The organism is Flavobacterium sp. ARAG 55.4 (assembly GCF_051846875.1).
Classification (GTDB): domain Bacteria; phylum Bacteroidota; class Bacteroidia; order Flavobacteriales; family Flavobacteriaceae; genus Flavobacterium; species Flavobacterium plantiphilum.
Window position 1 is genome coordinate 14,050 of the sequence record NZ_JBPYCT010000015.1, and the last position, 22,375, is coordinate 36,424.

The window sequence follows — 22,375 nt, forward strand, 5'->3', positions numbered from 1 at the left end:
CCACTGGTGACAACTACTTATACCGTAACTAAAACGCATATTGCTTCCGGTTGTAGTGATACTGACGAAGTAACTGTGACAGTGAATAAAGTGTTACCAAATGCTAATGCAGGAAATGATGGGCTTATCTTATGCGGTACAAGTACTGTATTGCTTTCAGGGTCTTCGACTACTCCAGGAGCTACGTTTGCCTGGGTAGCCAGCAATGGAGGTAATATTGTTTCAGGTGCTGATACAGCGACTCCAACTGTTAATACTGCCGGTACTTATACTTTAACCGTTACTAATCCGGCTAATGGTTGTACAGCTACTGATGATGTCATGGTAACTGTTCAGGTTTGTTCCGATGCATTATGTACTTATACCCAAGGTTACTATGGAAACATTGGTGGTATGTCTTGTGCTCCTGATGGATTAGGTGGATTTGCGAGTTATACAACCAAATCGCTTATCGAAAAAGCCTTGGCTAATTATGGAGGCGCTATGTATATTGGTATAAAAGATGTTCGCCATGTTTCAGTCATGAATACGATGACAGATATTGATGCAGTTATAGCGGTGTTGCCAGGTGGTGGCATGAGTAAAGTGCTTCCTACCGGACCTAATAATGGATTGCATTCAATAAGTAATCTTCCTCAAAGTTTGTTGAGAGATGGAAACATTAATAATACTTTATTAGCGCAAACTATTGTTTTAGGTTTGAACTTAGGAATCAATTCGAATTTGGGTAACTTTGAACTACAGGCTGGAACTTTTGCAACCGCAGATTCTGAAGGAGGTTGCGGATCTGATACCGCCAAAGCACGTTCTTGTAATCCTGATGGTACAGTAAATAATGAATATGAATTTTATAGTATTCCTGCTAATATTGTAACTGCTTTAGGCGGTAATGCTACTGTTCAGGGATTATTTGCCTTAGCAAATCAGGCTTTAGGTGGCGGAAGCACTAATGGAGTATCGTTAAGTGCTATTGCAGATGCGGTTGATAAAATCAATAATGCTTTTGATGGTTGCAGGATACCAATGGGTTATGGTATTCAGCCATTAGAGTGTCCGGTAATTGAGCCCGTTGCGTCTGACTTAACAGCTAAAACAATTGAAGCTGCCGGTTTTATTGCTTACCCTGTTCCAATTGAGGGGCAATTGTCAGTACAATGTACTTTTGATTATACTTCCGGTGTTACTATTGAAGTGTTTAATAGTAAAAATCAATTGGTTTATACTAAAACAGAAGCTCAATGTACTAATGGTACAATAATTACAGTAGATTATAATTTTAATAGCGAACAACAACAGGTTTTCTATATAAGATTAACAACTAGCGAGGGATCTACAGTTCATGATGTAATATCTGCTGCTAAATAGTTACTAATAAATTTAAATTAAAGGAGTACCCGTTTGTGTAACGGGTACTTTTTTTATTGGTAAAAGAGAAAAGTTGTTTGTAAATTAAATTTTGGCACAATTAATGAATTAAATTACATATCTTAATCATAAAAAAAAAAATATCATGAAAAAAATAATAACACTTTTTGCCTTTGTTGGCCTTTTGGCTTTTTCTGCTTGTTCATCTTCAGATGATTTTGATGAAGATAATGATGCTATTCCATTAGTTTTTGAAATTGAAAGTGAGGATTTTGTATTTAATAATGTTGATGGTTATAACTTAAGTTATACTTTTCAACAATGGATTGGAGACGATTTGTATGATGATGAAACGGTTCTGATTTACAGGCTTGAGGATGTTCTTAATTCAGGTGCTCCGGTATGGCAGTTGATACCAAGAACGCTTTATCTTGATGAAGGAGAGCTTGATTATGATTATAATTTTAGCCCAATCGGATTTAAAATTTTTGCCGGAGGTAATTATAATTTGAATTTAACGCCTCAATATTTAAATAATCAAACTTTTAGAGTTGTTATAATTCCTGCAGTTTTTGCAACTTCATTAGATACAACTAATTATAATGAAGTGATGAATACCTTAAAACTGTCTGAAAATCAGGTTAAAAAAGTCAAATTGTAAGAGCTTAATTTAACGCATAAAAAAAGGAAATCTTTCGGATTTCCTTTTTTTTGTGTTATACTTTTTTGTTGCGTTTTTCTTTTCGAATCGAAGCAATAATCCCCGACAGCAGAGCAATTGCAATAAATGCTAAAGAAGCCCATTCCGGCAGGTGTATAAATTTATGAAGTATCATTTTTAAACCCACAAAGGTTAAAATAGCAATTAAGCTATATTCTAAATAACTGAATTTTTCCAGCATATTTGCTAAGAAGAAGTACATAGAACGTAGTCCTAAAATGGCAAAAATATTCGAACTAAATACCAAAAAAGGATCGGAAGTAATGGCTAAGATAGCCGGTACGCTGTCTAATGCAAAAAGAACATCCATTACCTCAATAAGAATCAAAGCTACAAATAACGGCGTAGCGGTATTAATGTTGTCGATTTTAACAAAAAAATGCTCTCCTTCAATTTTTGTTGTGATTGGGGTGAGTTTTCTTAAGTATTTGTATATTGGTGAGTTGTGCGGATTGTATTCATGGTCTTCTTTTGTGAAAAACATTTTGATAGCTGTGTAAATCAGGAAAGCACCAAACAAATAAGTCGTCCAGGCAAATTTGTTGATAATCATAACACCAAAATAAATCATAAGACCTCTAAAAAGGATAGCGCCAATGATTCCCCAAAATAAGACACGATGCTGGTATTTTTTAGGTATTCTGAATGAAGAAAATATAATAGCAATTACAAATATATTATCGATACTTAAAGAGAGTTCGATCAGGTAGCCGGTTATGTACTTCATTGTGGCAGCCATCGGTTTCAGATGATCCGGATTTTCTATATAATGATTTTGGTATAACCAATACACAACACCTGAAAAAAGGAAAGATAAGGAAACCCAGATTCCGGTCCATTTTCCGGCTTCTTTAGAACTAATTACATGAGGCGTTTTGTTGAATACTCCAAGGTCAAGTGCCAGAAATATTAAAATTGCTGTTAAAAAACAAATCCAGACTAGCATAGAAATTTTTTTTGATGATTTACAAAGATAATTTTTTGAACTCTATTATGTGTTTATTCTTTGTTAATCTGTTTATTGATTAATAAAAAAAGTGCCTCCATTTCTGAAGGCACTTTAGTTTTATAAAGAAGAAATTATTACAATGCAGATTTAACTGTTTTGATAATTCTTGCAGCAATTTTGTATGGATCACCGTTAGAAGCTGGTCTTCTGTCTTCTAACCATCCTTTCCATCCTTTTTGAACAGTCATTAAAGGAATACGGATAGAACATCCTCTGTCTGATACTCCGTAAGAGAAATCGTTGATAGAAGCAGTTTCGTGTTTACCTGTTAAACGTTGGTCGTTGTAAGCTCCGTAAACAGCAATGTGTTCTTTAGTTACAGGACGGAAAGCCTCACAGATTTTTTCGTAAACTTCCTGAGAACCACATGTTCTTAATACTTCGTTAGAGAAGTTAGCGTGCATACCAGAACCATTCCAGTCAGTATCACCTAGTGGTTTTGGGTGGTATTCAATATAGTAACCATATTTCTCAGTCAAACGGTCTAATAAATATCTTGCAACCCAGATTTCATCACCTGCTTTTTTAGCTCCTTTTGCAAATAATTGGAATTCCCATTGTCCGCAAGCAACCTCCTGGTTGATTCCTTCAAAGTTGATTCCTGCAGCGATACATAAATCAGCATGCTCTTCAACTAATTTTCTACCGTGAGTGTTTTTTCCACCTACAGAGCAGTAGTACATTCCTTGTGGAGCAGGATATCCTCCAACAGGGAAACCTAATGGTAATAAAGTTTTAGTATCCATGATGAAATATTCCTGTTCGAAACCAAACCAGAAATCATCATTGTCATCATCAATTGTAGCTCTACCGTTAGATGGGTGTGGAGTTCCGTCAGCATTCATAACCTCACACATAACTAAGTATCCGTTGATGCGGTCTGGATCCGGATAGATAGCAACTGGTACTAAAAGACAATCAGAAGAACCACCTTCAGCTTGTCTTGTAGAAGAACCGTCAAAAGACCAGTTACCAATTTCTTCTAAAGTTCCCTGAAAATTTTCATGCTCTTCAACTTTAGTTTTGCTTCTAAGATTTTGAGTTGGTTCGTATCCATCTAACCAAAGGTACTCTAACTTTATTTTTGCCATAATAATATAAATTAATTTTCTTTATTTTAACTGAGGTGCAAATATATAATAATTTTTTTAGTGCTGAAAACCCTGGGGTATCTTTTGTTTGAATGAATGTTATTTTTCACATTACTATATTTTGGTGGGGGGTATATTCAAAAAAAAGCAATTTTGATACTAAATAAAATATAATTTGATAATGGCTCATCCTTCTTTTTTTAGTTCAACTTTCTTTATCTTTGTGTTTTTTAATTATAAATTGATTATTAACAGTTTAAAAAACACTCCTGATGTCAACAATACGTTTTCAAGCGCTACAAGAAGCTTCTAATAGAAAAGCAGTACATTTTGAAGAAACAAACAGAAAGTCAAGCATTTTTGGCTCAAATGTATTTAATGAAAAAGCAATGAAGCAATATTTGACTTCGGATGCATTTAAAGCGGTACAGGGAGCTATTGAAAGTGGTACAAAAATAGACAGAAAGCTGGCAGATTATATTGCTATGGGTATGAAAGAATGGGCACTTGCCAAAGGAGTTACTCATTATACCCACTGGTTTCAGCCTTTAACCGGCACAACAGCTGAAAAACATGATGCTTTTTTTGAAACTTCTTTTGATGGTAGTGATCCTGTAGAAAAGTTTGGCGGAGCTCAATTAGTACAACAGGAACCGGATGCTTCGAGTTTCCCTAACGGCGGAATCAGAAATACATTTGAAGCCCGAGGTTATACTGCCTGGGATCCAACCTCTCCTGCGTTTATTTATGGTACAACATTGTGTATTCCAACAGTTTTTATTTCTTATACAGGTGAGGCTTTAGATAATAAAATTCCTTTATTAAGAGCTCTAGCAGCTATGGATGAGGCAGCTACTGAAGTCTGTCGTTATTTTGATAAAAATGTAAAAAAAGTTACCGCAACTTTGGGTTGGGAGCAAGAATATTTCCTGGTAGATAAAGCCTTAGCGCATTCCCGTCCTGATTTGATGATGACCGGAAGAACATTGTTAGGACATACTTCAGCTAAAGGGCAGCAGCTTGATGATCATTATTTTGGGTCGATTCCTACACGGGCTTTGACTTATATGCGTGATTTGGAACAGGAATGTATGCTGCTTGGAATTCCGGTAAAAACCCGTCATAATGAGGTGGCTCCTAATCAATTTGAGTTGGCCCCTATTTTTGAAGAAACCAATTTAGCGGTAGATCACAACTGTCTCTTGATGGATATTATGCAAAAAGTGGCTGAACGCCATGACTTCAAAGTGCTTTTGCATGAAAAACCTTTTAAAGGGGTAAACGGTTCCGGGAAGCACAACAACTGGTCATTGGCAACAGATACCGGAGTCAATCTTTTGAGTCCAAGTAAAACCCCAATGAGTAATTTGCAATTTCTGACTTTCTTTATTAATACAATTAAAGCGGTAAATGATTATGAAGAATTACTTCGTGCATCGATTGCAACGGCAAGTAATGATCACCGCTTAGGAGCTAATGAAGCGCCACCGGCCATTATTTCGGTATTTATTGGAGAACAGCTAACCAAGGTTTTAGCCGAATTAGAAAGTGTGACCAGAGGGAAATTATCCCCTGAGGAGAAAACCGATTTGAAACTCAATGTAGTTGGGAAAATTCCGGAAGTAATTCTGGATAATACAGACAGAAACAGAACATCACCTTTTGCTTTTACCGGAAATAAATTTGAGTTTAGAGCAGTGGGTTCTTCAGCAAACTGTTCCAATGCAATGACTACTTTAAATACTATCGTTGCTAAGCAATTACGAGATTTTAAAGTAGAAGTTGATGCTTTGATTGATTCGAAAGCAATGAAAAAAGACGATGCAATCTTTAATGTTTTAAGAGAATATATCAAGGTTTCTAAAGATATTCTTTTTGAAGGTGACGGCTATAGTGAAGCCTGGGAAAAAGAGGCTAAGAAAAGAGGATTGAGTAATTTTAAAACTACTCCCGAAGCTTTAAAAGCCAGAGCATCAAAACGAGCCTTGGATTTGTTTTCTGAATTAGGAATTATGAATCATGTGGAAGTAGAAGCGCGTTACGAAATTGAATTAGAAGAATACACTAAGAAAATCCAAATTGAAAGCAGAGTCTTAGGTGATATTTCTAAAAATCATGTGATTCCAACGGCTATTCGTTATCAAAATACTTTGATTGAAAATGTAAAAGGTCTGAAAGATATTTTTGGCAATGAATTTGAATCTATAGCTAAAGAACAAATAGGTCTGATTAAAGAAATTTCACTTCATATCGAAGGCATTAATGCTAAAGTGGAAGAAATGCGAAATGAAAGAAAGAAAGCTAATATGCTTAACAATGCTCAAAAAACGGCAGAAGCTTATTGTAATAAAGTAAAACCGTATTTTGAAATTATTAGAAACCACTGCGATAAATTAGAATTATTAGTAGATAATGAGTTGTGGACCTTAACTAAATACAGAGAGTTGTTGTTTACGAAATAAATAGAAGTTAGAGGTTAGGCGTTAAGTGTCATGGGTAATGAGAAGCAACTCTTAAGACATAACTCTTAACACCTAACTTTTCCTCCTTTAACTTCTAAAAAAATAATTATCTTTGCCGCAAAACCAAGTTGCCTTAATGCAACTACACAATTACAATTCATGAGTTCAGATACTTCAAAAAGATATGCACAAAGAGGTGTTTCGGCATCTAAAGAAGATGTACATAATGCTATAAAAAATATAGATAAAGGATTGTTTCCTCAGGCATTTTGCAAAATTGTTCCTGATTATCTAACCCAAGACGAAGAATATTGTCTGATTATGCATGCCGACGGAGCTGGAACTAAATCCTCGCTGGCTTATATGTACTGGAAAGAGACAGGAGATATTTCTGTCTGGAAAGGTATTGCTCAGGATGCATTGATTATGAATATTGATGATTTATTGTGTGTAGGGGCAACCGATAATATTTTGCTTTCTTCAACTATCGGAAGAAATAAAAACCTAATTCCTGCTGAAGTAATTTCGGCTATTATCAACGGAACCGAAGAGTTAATTCAGGAGTTGGCTTCATTTGGTGTGAGCATTCATTCAACAGGTGGTGAAACTGCCGATGTGGGTGATATAGTTCGAACTATTATTGTCGATTCTACTGTTACAGCCCGAATGAAACGTTCTAAAGTAATTGATAATGCTAATATTCAGGCTGGTGATGTCATCGTTGGATTGGAATCTTTCGGGCAGGCTTCTTATGAAAAAAGCTATAATGGCGGAATGGGAAGTAATGGATTAACATCCGCTCGTCATGATGTTTTTGGGAAATATTTGGCAACAAAATACCCTGAAAGTTACGATGCTGCTGTTCCTGAAGAATTAATTTATTCCGGTCAGGTAAAATTAACTGATGCAGTAGAAAATTCTCCAATCGATGCCGGAAAATTAGTGCTTTCTCCAACGCGTACTTATGCTCCAATTATCAAGAAAATTTTAGACCAATATTCGTCTGATGAAATTCACGGTATGGTTCACTGTAGCGGTGGTGCCCAGACTAAGATTTTACATTTTGTAGAAAATTTACATATTATAAAAGATAATTTGTTCACAGTTCCACCTTTGTTCCAATTAATTCAGGAGCAGTCAAAAACAGACTGGAAAGAAATGTATCAGGTTTTTAACTGTGGACACCGTATGGAAATTTATGTTCCAGAAGCCGTAGCACAGGATATAATTGCTATTTCAAAATCATTCAACGTGAACGCTCAAATTGTTGGTCGTGTTGAAGCTTCGGATAGTAAAAAGCTGACTATTGTCAGCGAATACGGAACTTTTGAATATTAATTAGGGAGTTGCTAAGAAACTAAGACGCTAAGTTACTGAGATTTCATATTTCAGTTTATAAAGTATCTCAGTACTTCAGAATCTTAGAGACTCAGAAACTTTAACAACATGTACGAATTAGTTTTTTGGAAATATTTAGAAGAAGTTTATCTGAATCATCAGGAGGTCTATGAAGCTATTGGTGAACAGGAAACCATTGATGGATTAGAAGAACTTCCTGTATCTGTTATTATGAACCGAATTGCTTCTGTTTTTTCCAAATGGGAACGAGTAGATGAGAATAGCTGGAAAAATAATGACGGAGTAGGTGCTTTTCAGGTAAAAACTACGGCTCAGACGGTTGAAATAGATTGTTACGGAACATCCGGAAAAACCATGGATAAATTAGTAGATATTATGGAAGAATTCAAATGTCCTCTTTTTGACCCTCAAATTCCTGTCCGTTACGACGAAATGTACGAAGAGGAAGAGTAAAATACAAAAGCGTTAAGATTTAAACTTAACGCTTTTTTTTGTTTTTATCACTTTTTAGTGGTGTCGTTTGTATCGTTCTCTTCTTCTTTATTTTGCTTAGGAGTGTTTTTAAAACCAATCAATTTACGGTATTTGGTTTCAGTTTCTTCAAGTTCTTCCTCCATTTTTTTGTATTTGCTAATATCTTTAATGGTTATTACCGCTGCAATCACTTTATTGTCCTGATCAATCAAAGGACGTCCACTAATGAGCACTCTTCTTTTTTCACGGGAATCAGGGTCCCAGAGTACTAAATCTACATCGTCAGTGATTTCACCATTAAATGCACGTTCCATAGGTAAATTTTGTGCAGGGAATATGGTTTTCTCATCGGGGAAATAGAGTTCAAAATGGGCTGTTAAATCAGTCGAAATTTTATCATCTTCTTCAATGCCAAAAATATCATTTGCCATATAATTAGCCAGAATTACTTTTTTATCCGCATTAGCTACTATAACTCCTTCGCCAATATTTTCAACTATAACCCGTAATTTTTCTTCATTTTCAGACAATTCATCTACGGCTTTTTGCTGTTCCTGTTCCAACTTCACTTTTTCAGTGATATCTCTGGCTGCAGAATAAATAATTCCTTCTTTGAGATCAATACTGCTGTTCCAGTCCAGCCATCGGTAGCTACCGTCTTTGTGTCGGATTCTGTTTTTAAAACTGATAACCGTGTTGCCTTTTTTTATTTTGGAAAATACTTCATCTGAAACTGAACGGTCATCCGGATGTGTGAGATCTATAAATTTTATCTCATCCATGTCTTTTTGAGTGTATCCCAGTGTATTTGTAAAGGCAGCATTTATTTTGATAAAATGATTGTTTTTAGCAACGGTAAAAATATCAAAAGACATATTGAAAAAAGCATCGGTGGCTTTTAAAGAATCCTCCAGTTTTTTTCTTTCCGTGATATCAGTAGAAATCCCCCCGATTGCATAGATTCTTCCTTTAGCATCAAACAACGGGAATTTTACAGCCAGATAGGTATGAGGACCGTCTTTTTCCTGGATGGTTTCTTCGGATTTTAATTCGACTAATTTTTTTGCTACTTCTAAATCAGAATTCCGGTAAATTTCGGCAGTTTCTTTTGGTAAGAAATCAAGGTCTGTTTTTCCGATAATCTTATCGTTTTCAGTTCCGAATAATGTGTCAAAATGTTTGTTGACTAATAAGTATTCCCCATTTAGTTTTTTTATAAAAATAGGATTCGAAGTATTATCAATAATAGATTGTAGTAATTGTTGGTTTTCTTCCAGTCTTTTTTGTACTGTTTCCTTAGCTTTTAATTGTGCTCTGATAATAAAATAAACTACAATTAATAAAAACGCAGAAAGTATAAACAGTATTATTTCTATTACTTCCAGTTTAGAGTCCATTGTAGTATCCCGGTCAGGATCTAATCGCATCAGAAATATAAATGCGGCTGTTATGACAACTAACAGATTAATAATAAAACCAGGAAATATTTTTTTTTCAAGTGAAATGTTCATGATGAAATAATTTTTATTTGGTTTTATGAAGTTAACAAATATTATTCTGATTCCCGGTTTTTGCTTTGTAATTTCAGCAAAAGTCTCATGGCTTTACTTTTTCAAATCGCATTAAATTTAAACTGAATATAATGACAATCAGAGTTACGCCTACATCAGCTGCAATGGCCAGTACTAAATTACTGTATCCAAAAACAGCCAGTAAAATAAATATCAGTTTTGTTATAATAGCACCAAACGTATTGATTTTTATTTGCTTTATTGTCTTTTTACCCAGCCTCACAAGGAATGGAATTAAGGAAAGCTGATCATTCATTAAAGCAATATTAGCAGTTTCTATTGCGGTATCACTTCCTGCGGCTCCCATGGCGATTCCTACGGTGCTCAATGCTAGTGCAGGCGCATCATTAATGCCGTCTCCTACCATCGCAATTTTATCATACTGCTGCAATAATGCTTTTATTTCTTCTGATTTTTGTTCAGGTAGTAAACCGCCAAAAGTTTTTGTAATCCCTACTTTTCGGGCTACATAATGTGCCGCTTTTTCACTGTCGCCGGTAAGCATAATAACCGAGATGTTTTGTTCCTGTAATTGTTTAATAGCATCATAACTATCCGGTTTAATTTCATCGGTTAATCCGATAATGCCGTTCACTTCTTTGCCAAAACTAATAACTACACTTGTTTTGCCTTCACCGGATAATTTAGCTACAATAGACTCTACTTCTTCAGATATAGTATTGTATTCCCGGATAAAATCTAATTTGCCAATCATTACCGTATCTGTGCGACAGGCTTCCATTTTTGCAATAGCTCCTTTTCCAATGACGGTTTTAAAATCTTTTGCTGTCTGAGGCTGAAAACCTTCTTCTCTGGTAGCTTTGATGATGGCTTGCGCCAATGGATGCTCTGAAAATAATTCAGCTCCGGCAGCACAGGAAAGTAATTCCTGACGGCTGGTTCCCACCAGTGGAAAAACATCTGAAACTACAGGATTTCCATAAGTAATTGTTCTGGTTTTATCCATGGCAACAGCCTGGATATCCGCTAAGGCTTCGATATATTTCCCTCCTTTGACCAGAGCACCTTTTGCGGAGGCATTCCCAATAGCAGCATAAATGGCCACCGGTGTAGAGATGACTAATGCACAGGGACAGGCAATTACTAAAAGTGTTACGGCCTGTTGAAGCCAATGATCAAAATCTAATTGAAGCAGAAATACAGGAATAATAAAAATTAAAAGGGCTATTCCGATAACAATAGGTGTATAGAGTTTTGAAAAACGCTGAATAAATTTTTGAGTTTCACTTCTTGCAGCTCCGGATTCAAAAGTAAGTTGGATAATCTTGGCAAAAGTAGTATCCGTAGAACGTTTAGTGGTTTTGATTTCAATAAAACCATTGCTATTGAGTGTTCCTGCAAAAACAGTATCACCCGGTTGTTTATCTTTGGCTATGGGTTCGCCTGTTATCGCTGATTCATCGATTAAACTTGTTCCCCAGGTAATTTCTCCATCTAGTGGAATAATTTCCCCGGCTTTAATCTGGATAATGCTTCCTGTTTCAATTTCTTCAATAGGTATTTCCTTATTTTCTGTTTTTACAAATGCAGTTTTAGGAATGCTTTTGATTAATTTATTAAGAGCAGATTTTGAGTTTTCCAGCCCAATATCTTCCAGACGTTCACCTAAAACATACAATACAATCACAACGGCTGCTTCAGGATATTGCCCCAGATAAAGCGCGGCGATTACTGCAATAGTCATCAGTAAATTAATACTGCTAAAATTTAGTTTTAATAGTGATTGTAATCCTTTAAGGATGACCTCATGACCAATTATAATTATGAAAGCACTAAAGACAAATGGCTCGTAGGGCATAGGCAAATGGATTCCCAGAAGGGATAATATTTCAAGAATGATTACAATGGTAACACACAGGAGTAAAAAAATAAACTTTTTATCTTTTAAAGGTAAATTCATAGGACACATTTTTTATTCGAAAGTAAGTTTGGAAATAATATTTATTTTCTTCGAATTTTAGCGCAAAATTGCCAATGGTATTAGATTGACCATCTTTTAAAACAATTAGATGAAACCATTTTGGGGCATTTCATCTAATGTCTTTATTTACTAATTTACTGAAAATTTATGTTACCGCCTTTATCTTTAATAAAACCTTAAGATTATATAATATTGCTTCACGGGAAATGTGTAATAAAAGAAAAAGTTTGCGACATTTGTACAAAATACGAAATAATGAAAATAAACCTTAAAAACGGAATTGATAAACTCATTTTCGGTATGAAGCAAAAAGATGTGGAAGCCGTTTATGGAAAACCTGACAGAAATTATAAAGACGAAGATGATAATATAATTTTTGTATATAATAAATTCAAAATGCGTCTGACTTTTTACAAAGACGAAGATTTTAAAATGGGTTACATCGTAGCTTCGGCTGCTGATTTAGAATTATTTGGCAACAAAGTTATAGGCAGAAATATCAAAGACGTGAAAAAAGATTTAGCACCGAAAGGTATTACAAAATTCGCTCAGGAAGAATTTGATACTTTTGAAAACTATTTTGATGAAAACCATTGGTTGTTATTTCAAACCGAATTTAATGAAGTTGTCAAAGTTGAAGTAGGTGCAATTATCAATGATAAAGACGAATTTGACTGGAAATTTGAAAAAAAATAAATATACCTTTAATAAAAAACGAACCCTTTCATTTTTTAGATTGAAAGGGTTTTTTTAGTTATTTTGATTTATTCAGGCTATATAAACCACCTCCTAAAAGTAATACTGCAAAGCCAACATATAAATACCCTTTTTGTTGTCCCGACTCATCAGAAGCTTCAATTTTTATACCCAGAAAATTAATCTCATTAGTGTTTTCCTGTATTTTATTTATTCCTATATAACCTATGAATAAACTAAGAATGATTAATACGACTGCAATAATTTTGGATAGATTCATAATTTTATGTTTTTTGAATTTATCTAATATAATAAAAAAAATAAAGACAGCAATAGCAGAAAACGGTTTAGTTACTTGTTTGATGAAATTAAAAAGCGATTTTCAATCATTTCCATAAAAAAAGTCCGCTTTGCATTTACAAACCGGACTTAATTTTTTATAATTCGAAAGTTATTTTGTTATTTCTGTTTGTTTGTCAAAAATTTCTATTTCAAAAATTAGTGTGGCATTAGGTGGTATCACTCCGCCGGCACCACTTTCTCCATAAGCTAATCCGGCAGGGATAAAAGCAGTAATTCTATCTCCAAAAGAAAGCAAATCTATTGCTTCAATGAATCCCGGAATCATACCGTCTTTTTTGCCTGCTTCAAAAGGAAAAGGTTTATAACCGCCCTGCACGGCTCTCATTTCGTTATATTGATTATATGCTTTTGCCACTTCTTCGCGGCTGCTGTCAAATAATTTTCCGTCTTCTAAAAAGCCTGAATAATGAAAATATATAGTACTGCCGGGTGTGGGTTTAACGCCTGCTTCTTTTTTGGTTATTTTATAAGCCAAACCAGATGGAGTAGTGGTTGCCGTTGTTTTTAAATTAGCAAAAAAAGCGGCTTTCTCAGCCGTTAAAGCGGCCATTTTTTCTTTCTGTATTTTCTCGGCCTCGGCTTTAGCTTCTGCTTCTTTTCTTTCTTCTTCGTCTTTATTGTTGTAATAATCAGCAAATACTTTTTCGGCTTTAAATTTCTTGGCTAATTTCCCTTTTTGAGTAATAGTGATATTTTTAATAACGTCATCCTGAGTAATACTGTTGACTACATCCATTCCTTCAATAACATGACCAAAAATAGTATGTTTTCCGTTAAGCCATGGCGTATCTTTGTGTGTGATAAAAAATTGGCTTCCGTTTGTTTTCGGACCTGAATTGGCCATTGCGAGTATTCCGCCTTTATCAAATTTTAATTCAGATATAAATTCGTCTTTAAAAGAATAACCGGGTCCTCCGGCGCCAGTTCCTTGCGGATCACCACCCTGAATCATGAAATCACTAATAACACGGTGAAATTTTAAACCATCAAAGAAAGGTTTGCCTTTTGATTTCTTATCAGTTACAAATTCATTTTTGCCTTGCGCCAGACTAATAAAATTGGCTACTGTAACAGGTGTTTTTTGAAAATCTAATTCCAGAATTATAGCTCCTTTATTAGTGTTTATTGTTGCAAAAATACCGTCTTGTTTAATAGGTTTGGCTTTTTCAGTTTTTTTGTTAACCAGTTTTTTGGTAGTTTCCTGTGCCTGTAGATTTGCTAAAGCAAAAAAGGCTAAAAATAATAATTTCAGTTTCATTGGGTATAATTTATGCTAATAGTTTTTTTACAGGGATTAATTGGCCGACATTAACTCTATTTCGAAAGTCAGATTTGCATATGGAGGTATAATATCGCCGGCACCTCCGGCTCCGTAAGCCAGATGGGAAGGGATAAATAAAACGGCTTTGTCTCCCGGAACCATTTTAGTAAGTCCTTCTATAAAACCTGGTATCAAACCGTCTTTTCTTCCTGCCTGAAAAGGAATGGGTTGGTAACCGCCTTGTTCTGCTCTGGCAGGATCGTATTTTCCAAAAGCACGGGCTACACTTTCAACCGAAGTGTCAAATAACCTTCCGTCTTCCAGAAAACCGGCATAATGGATAAATAGAGGTGTGCCTTTTACAGGCTTTTTGCCACTTCCTTTTTGGGTAATAATGTATTTTAGTCCCGAAGCAGTTTTAGTTGCTTTTGCTTTTAAAGCATCAAAATAAGCTGCTTTTTCTTCAATTACTTTTCCATATTTAGCTTCATATTCTTGTTGGTTTTTTGCTTCAAGATCCATTTGCTCTTTTTGCTTTTTGGATTCAACAGAAAAATAATCATAGAAAGTTTTAACAGCATTGAATTTTTTTGCGGCTTCTCCTTTACGGATGATAGTAATGGACTCGATTAAATCATTTTCTTCAATTTTATTGACAACTTCCATTCCGTTGTCTACTACATGACCAAAGATGGTGTGTTTGTTATCCAGCCATGGAGTTGGAACATGTGTGATAAAAAACTGACTGCTGTTTGTTGCAGGACCGTTATTAGCCATTGCTAAAAGTCCTTCTTTGTCAAAAACTAAGTCGCTAAACTCATCTTTAAATTTATAACCGGCATCTCCCGAGCCTGTTCCCAGCGGATCTCCTGCCTGTATCATAAACCCTTTAATAACCCGATGGAATTTTAAACCGTCATAAAACGGACGTCCTTTAAGATGTTCGTTCGTGACAAAATCATTTTTTCCTTCGGTAAGTGTAATGAAATTAGCAACAGTAATAGGTGCTTTTTTGTAATCTAATGCTAAATAAATATCCCCTTTACCGGTTTCAATTTTTGCATATAAACCATCAGCTAAATTTTTATTTTCTTCTTTACAACAAATAAAAGTTGTAAGGAGAAGTAAGGCAAATAAAACGGTTTTTTTCATAATAGATTATGTTAAACTTATTGTTGTAAGGTATCTTGTGCCGTCGGTTTGGTTTTCATAATGACTTTTTTTCTTTTTTTAATACTGTCTAAATTTAAAGAGCTATTTTGCTCTAATTCCTTCCTGTAAACAGCTTCAGGTTTGAAATCATTTAAAGTTACTGTGCAAATTAAAGGCTGATTAGGACCAATTTTTTTATTATCACCATGATAGCCATAGGCGATATGGGAAGGAAAAAGAAAACTGACTCTTTCATTTTTACGCATCAGTTTGATGCCTTCTCTTAATCCTGTCATGATTTCCTGTTTGTCTACGCGATACACCTGAGATCTCAATTCTACTTCGGTGTAGATTATATTGCCATCAAGATCTTTTAATTCATAATTAAAAAAAGCCACATCTCCTTTTTTAGGTGTTAATGTATCCGAGGTATTTCTTGTTTCATAAGTATACCAGTAGCCTTTTGTAGAAGCAAAGTAGCTAATATTAGGATTTTTTTTCATTACAGCTGCAATGCGATCTTCTTCAGTAGCAATTAGTTTTTTATTTCTTTCTACTGATTTTTTCATAAAAACACCAGAGGCTCTTGATACGGGACGTCTTGCATCCTGATGCTGTTTACAGGCTGAAAAACTAATGCAGAAAAGACAACATACAACAATTATTCGGATGACTTTCATAATGTTTATATGGTTAAGTTGTGTACTATTTTTTCAAATTTTTGGATGGTTTCTTCCATAGATATTTCTGATTTCCCTCCGGCAGCATTCCGATGTCCGCCACCGTTAAAATAAGTTCTTGCAAATTCATTTACATCAAACTCTCCCTGAGAACGGAAAGAAATTTTAATAATGTTTTCGTCTGCGTTTTCGATAAAAATAGCAGTAAACTGAATTCCCTTTATGCTTAAACCATAGTTTACAATGCCCTCAGTATCACCTTTTACATAATTGAAACTATTTAATTCTTCCTGAGTTAAAGTAGTGTAAGAGGTTTTGTATTCCGGAATTACTTTTAAGTTTTGCAATGCTTTTCCAAGTAATTGCAGGCGGTGGTACGAACTATTGTCGAAAAGCAGGTTAGGGATAGCAGTATTTTCTACACCTAAATCAATTAATTCGGCTACAATTCTATGGGTGTTTCCGGTAGTGTTTGGGAATCGGAAAGAACCGGAATCGGTTAAAATTCCTGTATAAATACAAGTTCCTATGGTTTTGTCTATTTGGTCTTTTTTATCTAAAAGCGAAATAAAATTATATATCATTTCGCAGGTAGACCCAAAAGAAGTATCGGAATACATATAAGTTGCATAATCATCCGGTTTCTGATGATGATCAATCATTATAAAAATGGTGTTAAGCACTTCCAGCACTTTTTCCATTTCTCCAACACGGTGAAAAGCATTAAAATCAAGTGTAAAAACAATATCGGCCTGTTCTAATATACAGGTACAGTTTTCTTTGTTTTTTTCAAATATTTGTACTGTTTCTGAACCTGGTAACCAAGCTAAAAAATCAGGAAATTCGTTGGGCGAAATTACAGTTGCCTGGTGATTGTTTTTTGTTAAAAAATGATATAATGCTAAGGTTGAGCCCATAGCATCACCATCAGGATTTCTGTGCGGAATAATAGCAATTTTTTTTGGCGTAGCCAATAAGGATACTATCGCTTGTATATCTTGTATTTTCATAGGTTGCGAATTTACATTTTTTTAATGTAAACTATGAAATCATTTAAAAATTAACTTCTTTTTTAGAACTTAAAAATACTTTAGCCGGCCTGCTTTTATTTTTTCGTATAAATGGTATTTTACTCCCCGGGCATTTTGGGAATGATAAATACCTACAGAACCCGAAGCGAGGTACGCAATAAAGCAGGCAATTGCTATAAAAATGGCACTTTCAATACCAAAAAGTTCGATGCCCATAACGGTGCAGGCAACCGGAGTGTGTGTAGCACCTGCAAACACTGCAACAAATCCCATTCCGGCTAAAAGTGCTATTGGTAAAGGGATAAAAACCGATAAAGCACTTCCTAAAGTGGCGCCTACAAAGAATAAAGGAGTTACTTCACCACCTTTAAATCCGGCTCCTAAGGTAAATCCGGTAAATAGTATTTTGAGTAAAAAATCATAATATTCGTTGGGTTTGTTAAAAGCTTCGACGATGTATGGAACTCCTAGTCCCATAAATTTGACAGCATCGAAATAATAAAAAATCAAAGCTAAAATAAGTCCTCCGATCAAAGGTCTCAATGGTGGATAAGAGATGATTCTTGAAAACAAAGAGCCCCAAAAATGCGTACTTCTTGAAAACAGCATGGCTGCTAAGCCAAATAAAAGGCATGAAGGAATAAGCCAAAGGAAATTATGAAGAGTTAGCGGTGGTACAACAGGAATACTGTAAACGGTATGATGAACGCCCCAGAGTTCGACGGTATAAAAAGCAAAATACGCCACTACAAATGATAAAACGGCGCTTTTCAGACTAAATTTAGACGATAAAATAACTTCAAGTGCAAAAATAGCTCCAGCAAGTGGTGTGCCAAAAACAGAAGCAAATCCGGCACTGATACCTAAAATAACAAGAGTTTTTCTGTCGGAATTATCAAGGTCGAATATTTTTGTAAATTGATCAGCAATGGCGCCTCCCATTTGTACAGCTGTTCCTTCACGCCCCGCTGATCCTCCAAAAAGATGCGTAAAAACAGTTCCAATCAGTACAAAAGGAGCTATTTTGAATGGAATTACTTTTTGAGGAAGTCTGTATTCTTCCAGTAAAAGATTATTACCTTTTACAACATCTTTACCATAATAATGATACAACATTCCAATCAATAATCCGCCAATAGGCAAAAGTCCAATAAGCCAGATATAATCCGTTCTAAGCTGAGCTGCCCATTCTAAAGCGACTAATAAAAAAGCAGAAGCCGAACCGGAAAATAAGCCTATTAGAGTACAGATTAAAATCCATTTACCAAAAAGGAAAATTGTTTTTTTTAAATCCATTATTGTTTAGGGTCTTTGAACTTGTTTATAATCTCCGAGCGCAATAAAAGCAGTTTTAGTAGTCTAAAAGTTGCTTTTATTGCGCTCGGAGAGAGATTTTAGAATTTTAATTATTCTGCGATAACAGCAGTTAATTCAATTTCAACAAGATATTCAGGAGCTACTAACTGGTTAATTCCGTAAAAACCGGTCGTTGGTTTGATGTCTTTAAAAAATGTTGCATGAGCGGTTGCTACTGCTTCAAAAGTACTTACATCAGTTGTGAAAATACGGGTACGAATCACATCTTTCATGCTTGCATTTAAATCCTCTAGTACTTTTTCAACTCTTTCTAAAATATTTAAGGTTTGAGCATGAGCGTCATCTGCTTTTACTTTGTCACCATCAACAATAGCTACAGTGCCTGAAACTTCAATAATGTTTCCTATGCGTACTGCACGACAATATCCCATTTTGTCTTCCCACGGCGATCCTGTTAAGATGTTTTCTCTTTTCATTTTAATGTATTTAATTAGTTTTTAGAGGAATACGCCTCTGGTTTAAGTTTTGAATATGTCGTGCAATTTATAAAAAATACTAAAATAAAAAACATACATAGCTATAAACAAATATTGCATTTGTATTTTTTTGATAGACTGTTTTTACAATAAAATCGTAACTTTATTGTTATCTATTAGGATTAAGTTCAGAAAAGTTGTTTTTTTTGGATATAGTTTATAATTAAATTTATAAAAAGATGAATCAATATTTTAGTTTTAAAAGTCAGGTTTTTATTTTAGGTTTGATGTTCGGAGTTCTTTCTACAGCCTATTCTCAGGAAGAATTCAAAACATTTAAGGCTGCACCCATTAAAAAGAAAGAGGTGAAAGCTGAAGAAAAGAAAGATGTCAAAATATCTACAGCAGATTATAATAAAATCAAATCGTATGTGATAGAAGATGTTGCCGAAAACACCTATGAAGTTCCAAAAAGAGAAGAATATGATGCTGAAAAATTAGCTAAAAGAGATCAGGATTTGGGGATAGTTAAAGTAGCTTCAGGAATTGCAAAAGTGAGATACCGTGATGCAGCTTATGTGGATGGAGATAAAGTAAGAGTGTATCTGAATTATGTGATCATTCAGCCGGAAGTGCTTTTGAATGGTGAAGAACAAGGTTTTGATATTGAATTGCAAAAAGGAGTGAATCGTATCGATTTTGAAGCAATTAATGAGGGTTATGCTGCACCAAATACAGCCGAATTTAAAATCTTTGACGATGCCGGAAATGTACTTTCATCCAATCAATGGAATATTGCAGAAGGTTACAAAGCAACTATTATTTTAGAAAAAGAATAAGGTTTTTATTCTGTGAGGTTAAAATTTCTTTAATGTTCCTGCGAGATTTGTTTTGTAAAATTAAAGCTTGGTATATTTGTTGATATTCAGGAAGTAATTAATAAAACAAAGTTGGTATAATATGAAGCAGTTTCTGTTGTTTATAATGATATGTTTTACATGGATTAATACCTATGCTCAGAGTGAGTTTGGTTCTGCGAAATTTAAAGCTATTGCACCATTAAATACAGCACCGGTACCTAAAGAAACCAAACCATCAAATACGGATGCTCCGTTAATAAAAGCACCGGATCTTTTTAAAAAACCAGATGTCGTTTTGCCTTCTGGCTCTAAGTATAAAATTGGAGAAACAAAATCTTTTTCGATGGAGCAAACCAATAATTTTGCTAATCCGGGAGACCGGGTGAAAGAGAAGATGACGAAAGATTTGGATAAAACACTCATTAGAGAAGGTTTGAGAGAAGATGATCGTCTTTTGGTAAAAATTGATAAAAACTTTGGAGAAATCAGGACTAAATCTAAATATTTTGTTGTTAAATATCGTGATTTTGTATACATAGATGGGGATTTGATTAAAGCAACAATTAACGGCCAGATGATAGGAGATATAAAGGAATTGTACTCCAGTTATGGTCAGTTTATTTTTGATTTAAAAGAGGGTTTCAACACTTTTGAAATGGAAGCTTACAGTAAAGGAACTTCGGGAGGGAATACCTGCGAGTTTAAAATCTATGATGACAAAGGAGTTTTAGTTCGTTCGGAGTTTTGGGACAACTGGGATAAGGGTGTTAAAGGAAAATTTGTTATTGTAAAAGAATAATGAAAAGATTGGTTTAGGGCTTTTTTTTCGAAAAGAAATCTGGTGTGAAAACAGAAAATAAAAAAAATAAAAAATTTCAAAATTCCGTTTTTCCATTCCAAATTTTAAAAGTAATTTTGCGCCCATGCAACACAACGTACTTATTTTAGATTTCGGGTCGCAATACACTCAGCTGATTGCGCGTAGAGTTCGCGAATTAAATATATTCTGCGAAATTTTTCCATATAATAATTTTCCATCGGATTTATCCAGTTATAAGGCCGTAATTTTAGGAGGAAGTCCTTTTTCTGTTCGCGCAGAAGATGCTCCACATCCTGATTTATCACAAATTAGAGGAAAATTGCCAATGCTTGCCGTTTGTTACGGAGCGCAATATTTGTCTCATTTTAGTGGAGGTGAAGTGGCTGCGTCTAACACCAGAGAATACGGCAGGGCTAATTTATCCTATATTAAGGAAGGTGAAGTGTTTTTTGAGGGAGTTTCTCCAAACAGCCAGGTTTGGATGAGTCATAGTGATAGTATCAAAGCTTTACCAACTAATGCTGTAAAATTAGCAAGTACACACGATGTGGAATTTGCGGCTTACAAAATTGAAGGGGAAACTACTTATGCTATTCAATACCACCCAGAAGTGTATCATTCTACTGATGGTTCAAAAATGTTAGAGAACTTCTTAGTGAAAATTGCGGAGGTTCCTCAAAACTTTACACCAAATGCTTTCGTTGAGGAGATTGTAGCTGAAATGAAAGAAAAAATCGGAAACGACAAAGTTGTTCTTGGACTTTCAGGAGGTGTAGATTCTACTGTAGCGGCAGTTTTATTAAACAAAGCAATCGGTAAAAATCTGTATTGTATTTTTGTAAATAATGGTTTGCTTCGTAAAAACGAGTTCCAAAGTGTATTGGATCAATACGAAGGAATGGGATTAAACGTTAAAGGAGTAGATGCATCGCAACGTTTTTATGATGCTTTAGCAGGAGTTACTGATCCGGAATTGAAAAGAAAAGCCATCGGAAATGCTTTTATCGAAGTCTTTGATGATGAATCACATAAAATTGAAGATGTTACCTGGTTGGCTCAGGGAACAATATATCCTGATGTTATCGAATCGGTTTCTGTAAAAGGACCATCGGCTACTATCAAATCACACCATAATGTGGGTGGTTTGCCGGATTATATGAAATTAAAAGTGGTAGAACCTTTGCGTATGCTTTTTAAAGATGAAGTACGCAGAGTGGGAGCGACTTTAGGAATTGATCCTGAATTATTAGGAAGACATCCTTTCCCGGGACCAGGATTGTCTATTCGTATTTTAGGAGATATTACCTTAGAAAAGGTACAAATTTTGCAAGATGTAGATAAAGTTTTTATTGACGGATTGAAATCCTGGGGATTGTATGATAAAGTATGGCAGGCAGGAGCTATTTTGCTTCCTGTAAATAGTGTTGGGGTTATGGGTGACGAACGTACTTACGAAAAAGTAGTAGCGTTACGTGCTGTAGAATCTACCGATGGTATGACTGCTGACTGGGTTCATTTGCCTTATGACTTCTTGATGAAAGTATCTAATGATATTATCAACAAGGTAAAAGGGGTGAATCGTGTTGTTTATGATATTAGTTCAAAACCACCAGCAACAATTGAGTGGGAATAATAGAGACCTGTTAGTTTCTTAATTATTATAAAAACGGTATCAGATTTTAGAATAAAATTTGGTGCCGTTTTCTTATCTTTAGTACAATAATT

19 protein-coding genes and 1 pseudogene are annotated in these 22,375 nt (G+C 34.9%); 9 read left to right on the plus strand and 11 right to left on the minus strand.

Features of this window, described 5'->3' with window-relative positions; all coding sequences use genetic code 11:
• Together ACSV4D_RS15585 and ACSV4D_RS15590 are read left to right on the plus strand one after the other, a co-directional pair.
• Positions 1-1,365 (plus strand): annotated as a pseudogene (locus ACSV4D_RS15585) (hypothetical protein); the annotation flags it as partial.
• A gap of 145 nt (positions 1,366-1,510) precedes the next feature.
• Positions 1,511-2,026: a hypothetical protein gene (locus ACSV4D_RS15590; RefSeq protein WP_439228995.1), complete on the plus strand. Its 516-nt coding sequence runs from the start codon at positions 1,511-1,513 to the stop codon at positions 2,024-2,026.
• Positions 2,027-2,081: 55 nt separating this feature from the next.
• Here the strand turns inward: ACSV4D_RS15590 and ACSV4D_RS15595 are convergent, their stop codons facing one another.
• Positions 2,082-3,032, minus strand: coding sequence for a TerC family protein (locus tag ACSV4D_RS15595; RefSeq protein ID WP_439228996.1), 951 nt, complete (start codon positions 3,030-3,032; stop codon positions 2,082-2,084).
• Between the two features lie 137 nt (positions 3,033-3,169).
• A complete protein-coding gene (locus ACSV4D_RS15600; protein ID WP_408082812.1) occupies positions 3,170-4,186 on the minus strand; it encodes a glutamine synthetase beta-grasp domain-containing protein in 1,017 nt (338 codons plus the stop codon).
• Between the two features lie 272 nt (positions 4,187-4,458).
• Here ACSV4D_RS15600 and ACSV4D_RS15605 point away from each other — a divergent pair, with 272 nt between their 5' ends.
• From ACSV4D_RS15605 to ACSV4D_RS15615, 3 genes are all read left to right on the plus strand, one after another.
• Positions 4,459-6,648, plus strand: a complete 2,190-nt coding sequence (locus tag ACSV4D_RS15605) for a glutamine synthetase III family protein (RefSeq protein WP_408082811.1) — start codon at positions 4,459-4,461, stop codon at positions 6,646-6,648.
• A gap of 159 nt (positions 6,649-6,807) precedes the next feature.
• On the plus strand, positions 6,808-7,986 hold the full coding sequence (locus ACSV4D_RS15610; RefSeq protein WP_439228997.1) for an AIR synthase related protein: 1,179 nt from the start codon (positions 6,808-6,810) through the stop codon (positions 7,984-7,986).
• Positions 7,987-8,094: 108 nt separating this feature from the next.
• The gene (locus ACSV4D_RS15615) at positions 8,095-8,460 is read left to right on the plus strand and encodes a hypothetical protein (RefSeq protein WP_439228998.1); all 366 of its coding nucleotides are present in this window, start codon (positions 8,095-8,097) and stop codon (positions 8,458-8,460) included.
• Between the two features lie 47 nt (positions 8,461-8,507).
• On the opposite strand, the gene ACSV4D_RS15620 is transcribed toward ACSV4D_RS15615, so the two are convergent.
• Both ACSV4D_RS15620 and ACSV4D_RS15625 read right to left on the minus strand, forming a co-directional pair.
• Positions 8,508-9,992, minus strand: coding sequence for a PAS domain S-box protein (locus tag ACSV4D_RS15620; RefSeq protein WP_439228999.1), 1,485 nt, complete (start codon positions 9,990-9,992; stop codon positions 8,508-8,510).
• 85 nt (positions 9,993-10,077) lie between these two features.
• A complete protein-coding gene (locus ACSV4D_RS15625) occupies positions 10,078-11,973 on the minus strand; it encodes a heavy metal translocating P-type ATPase (RefSeq protein ID WP_439229000.1) in 1,896 nt (631 codons plus the stop codon).
• 276 nt (positions 11,974-12,249) lie between these two features.
• Between ACSV4D_RS15625 and ACSV4D_RS15630 the strand changes: the two genes are divergently transcribed.
• Positions 12,250-12,690: a hypothetical protein gene (locus ACSV4D_RS15630; protein ID WP_439229002.1), complete on the plus strand. Its 441-nt coding sequence runs from the start codon at positions 12,250-12,252 to the stop codon at positions 12,688-12,690.
• Positions 12,691-12,748: 58 nt separating this feature from the next.
• Here the strand turns inward: ACSV4D_RS15630 and ACSV4D_RS15635 are convergent, their stop codons facing one another.
• The 7 genes from ACSV4D_RS15635 to ACSV4D_RS15665 form a co-directional block, all read right to left on the minus strand.
• The gene (locus tag ACSV4D_RS15635; RefSeq protein ID WP_408082805.1) at positions 12,749-12,970 is read right to left on the minus strand and encodes a hypothetical protein; all 222 of its coding nucleotides are present in this window, start codon (positions 12,968-12,970) and stop codon (positions 12,749-12,751) included.
• Positions 12,971-13,141: 171 nt separating this feature from the next.
• Positions 13,142-14,311, minus strand: a complete 1,170-nt coding sequence (locus ACSV4D_RS15640; protein WP_439229003.1) for a peptidylprolyl isomerase — start codon at positions 14,309-14,311, stop codon at positions 13,142-13,144.
• Between the two features lie 36 nt (positions 14,312-14,347).
• Complete coding sequence (locus tag ACSV4D_RS15645; protein WP_439229004.1) at positions 14,348-15,466, minus strand: peptidylprolyl isomerase; 1,119 nt, start codon at positions 15,464-15,466, stop codon at positions 14,348-14,350.
• A gap of 17 nt (positions 15,467-15,483) precedes the next feature.
• Positions 15,484-16,146 (minus strand): gliding motility-associated peptidyl-prolyl isomerase GldI, encoded by a 663-nt coding sequence (gldI, locus tag ACSV4D_RS15650; protein ID WP_439229005.1) that lies wholly within the window; start codon positions 16,144-16,146, stop codon positions 15,484-15,486.
• A gap of 5 nt (positions 16,147-16,151) precedes the next feature.
• Complete coding sequence (locus ACSV4D_RS15655; RefSeq protein WP_408082801.1) at positions 16,152-17,156, minus strand: DHH family phosphoesterase; 1,005 nt, start codon at positions 17,154-17,156, stop codon at positions 16,152-16,154.
• 69 nt (positions 17,157-17,225) lie between these two features.
• Positions 17,226-18,473, minus strand: a complete 1,248-nt coding sequence (locus ACSV4D_RS15660; RefSeq protein WP_439229006.1) for a voltage-gated chloride channel family protein — start codon at positions 18,471-18,473, stop codon at positions 17,226-17,228.
• Positions 18,474-18,583: 110 nt separating this feature from the next.
• Entirely contained in the window at positions 18,584-18,970 is a 387-nt protein-coding gene (locus ACSV4D_RS15665; protein ID WP_073246716.1) for a RidA family protein, read from the minus strand.
• Between the two features lie 239 nt (positions 18,971-19,209).
• Here ACSV4D_RS15665 and ACSV4D_RS15670 point away from each other — a divergent pair, with 239 nt between their 5' ends.
• The 3 genes from ACSV4D_RS15670 to guaA all read left to right on the plus strand — a co-directional run bounded on the left by ACSV4D_RS15670 (position 19,210) and on the right by guaA (position 22,283).
• Positions 19,210-19,809, plus strand: coding sequence for a hypothetical protein (locus ACSV4D_RS15670; RefSeq protein ID WP_439229007.1), 600 nt, complete (start codon positions 19,210-19,212; stop codon positions 19,807-19,809).
• A gap of 145 nt (positions 19,810-19,954) precedes the next feature.
• A complete protein-coding gene (locus ACSV4D_RS15675) occupies positions 19,955-20,629 on the plus strand; it encodes a hypothetical protein (RefSeq protein ID WP_439229008.1) in 675 nt (224 codons plus the stop codon).
• Between the two features lie 124 nt (positions 20,630-20,753).
• On the plus strand, positions 20,754-22,283 hold the full coding sequence (guaA, locus tag ACSV4D_RS15680; protein WP_439229009.1) for a glutamine-hydrolyzing GMP synthase: 1,530 nt from the start codon (positions 20,754-20,756) through the stop codon (positions 22,281-22,283).
• Positions 22,284-22,375 lie beyond the last annotated feature (92 nt).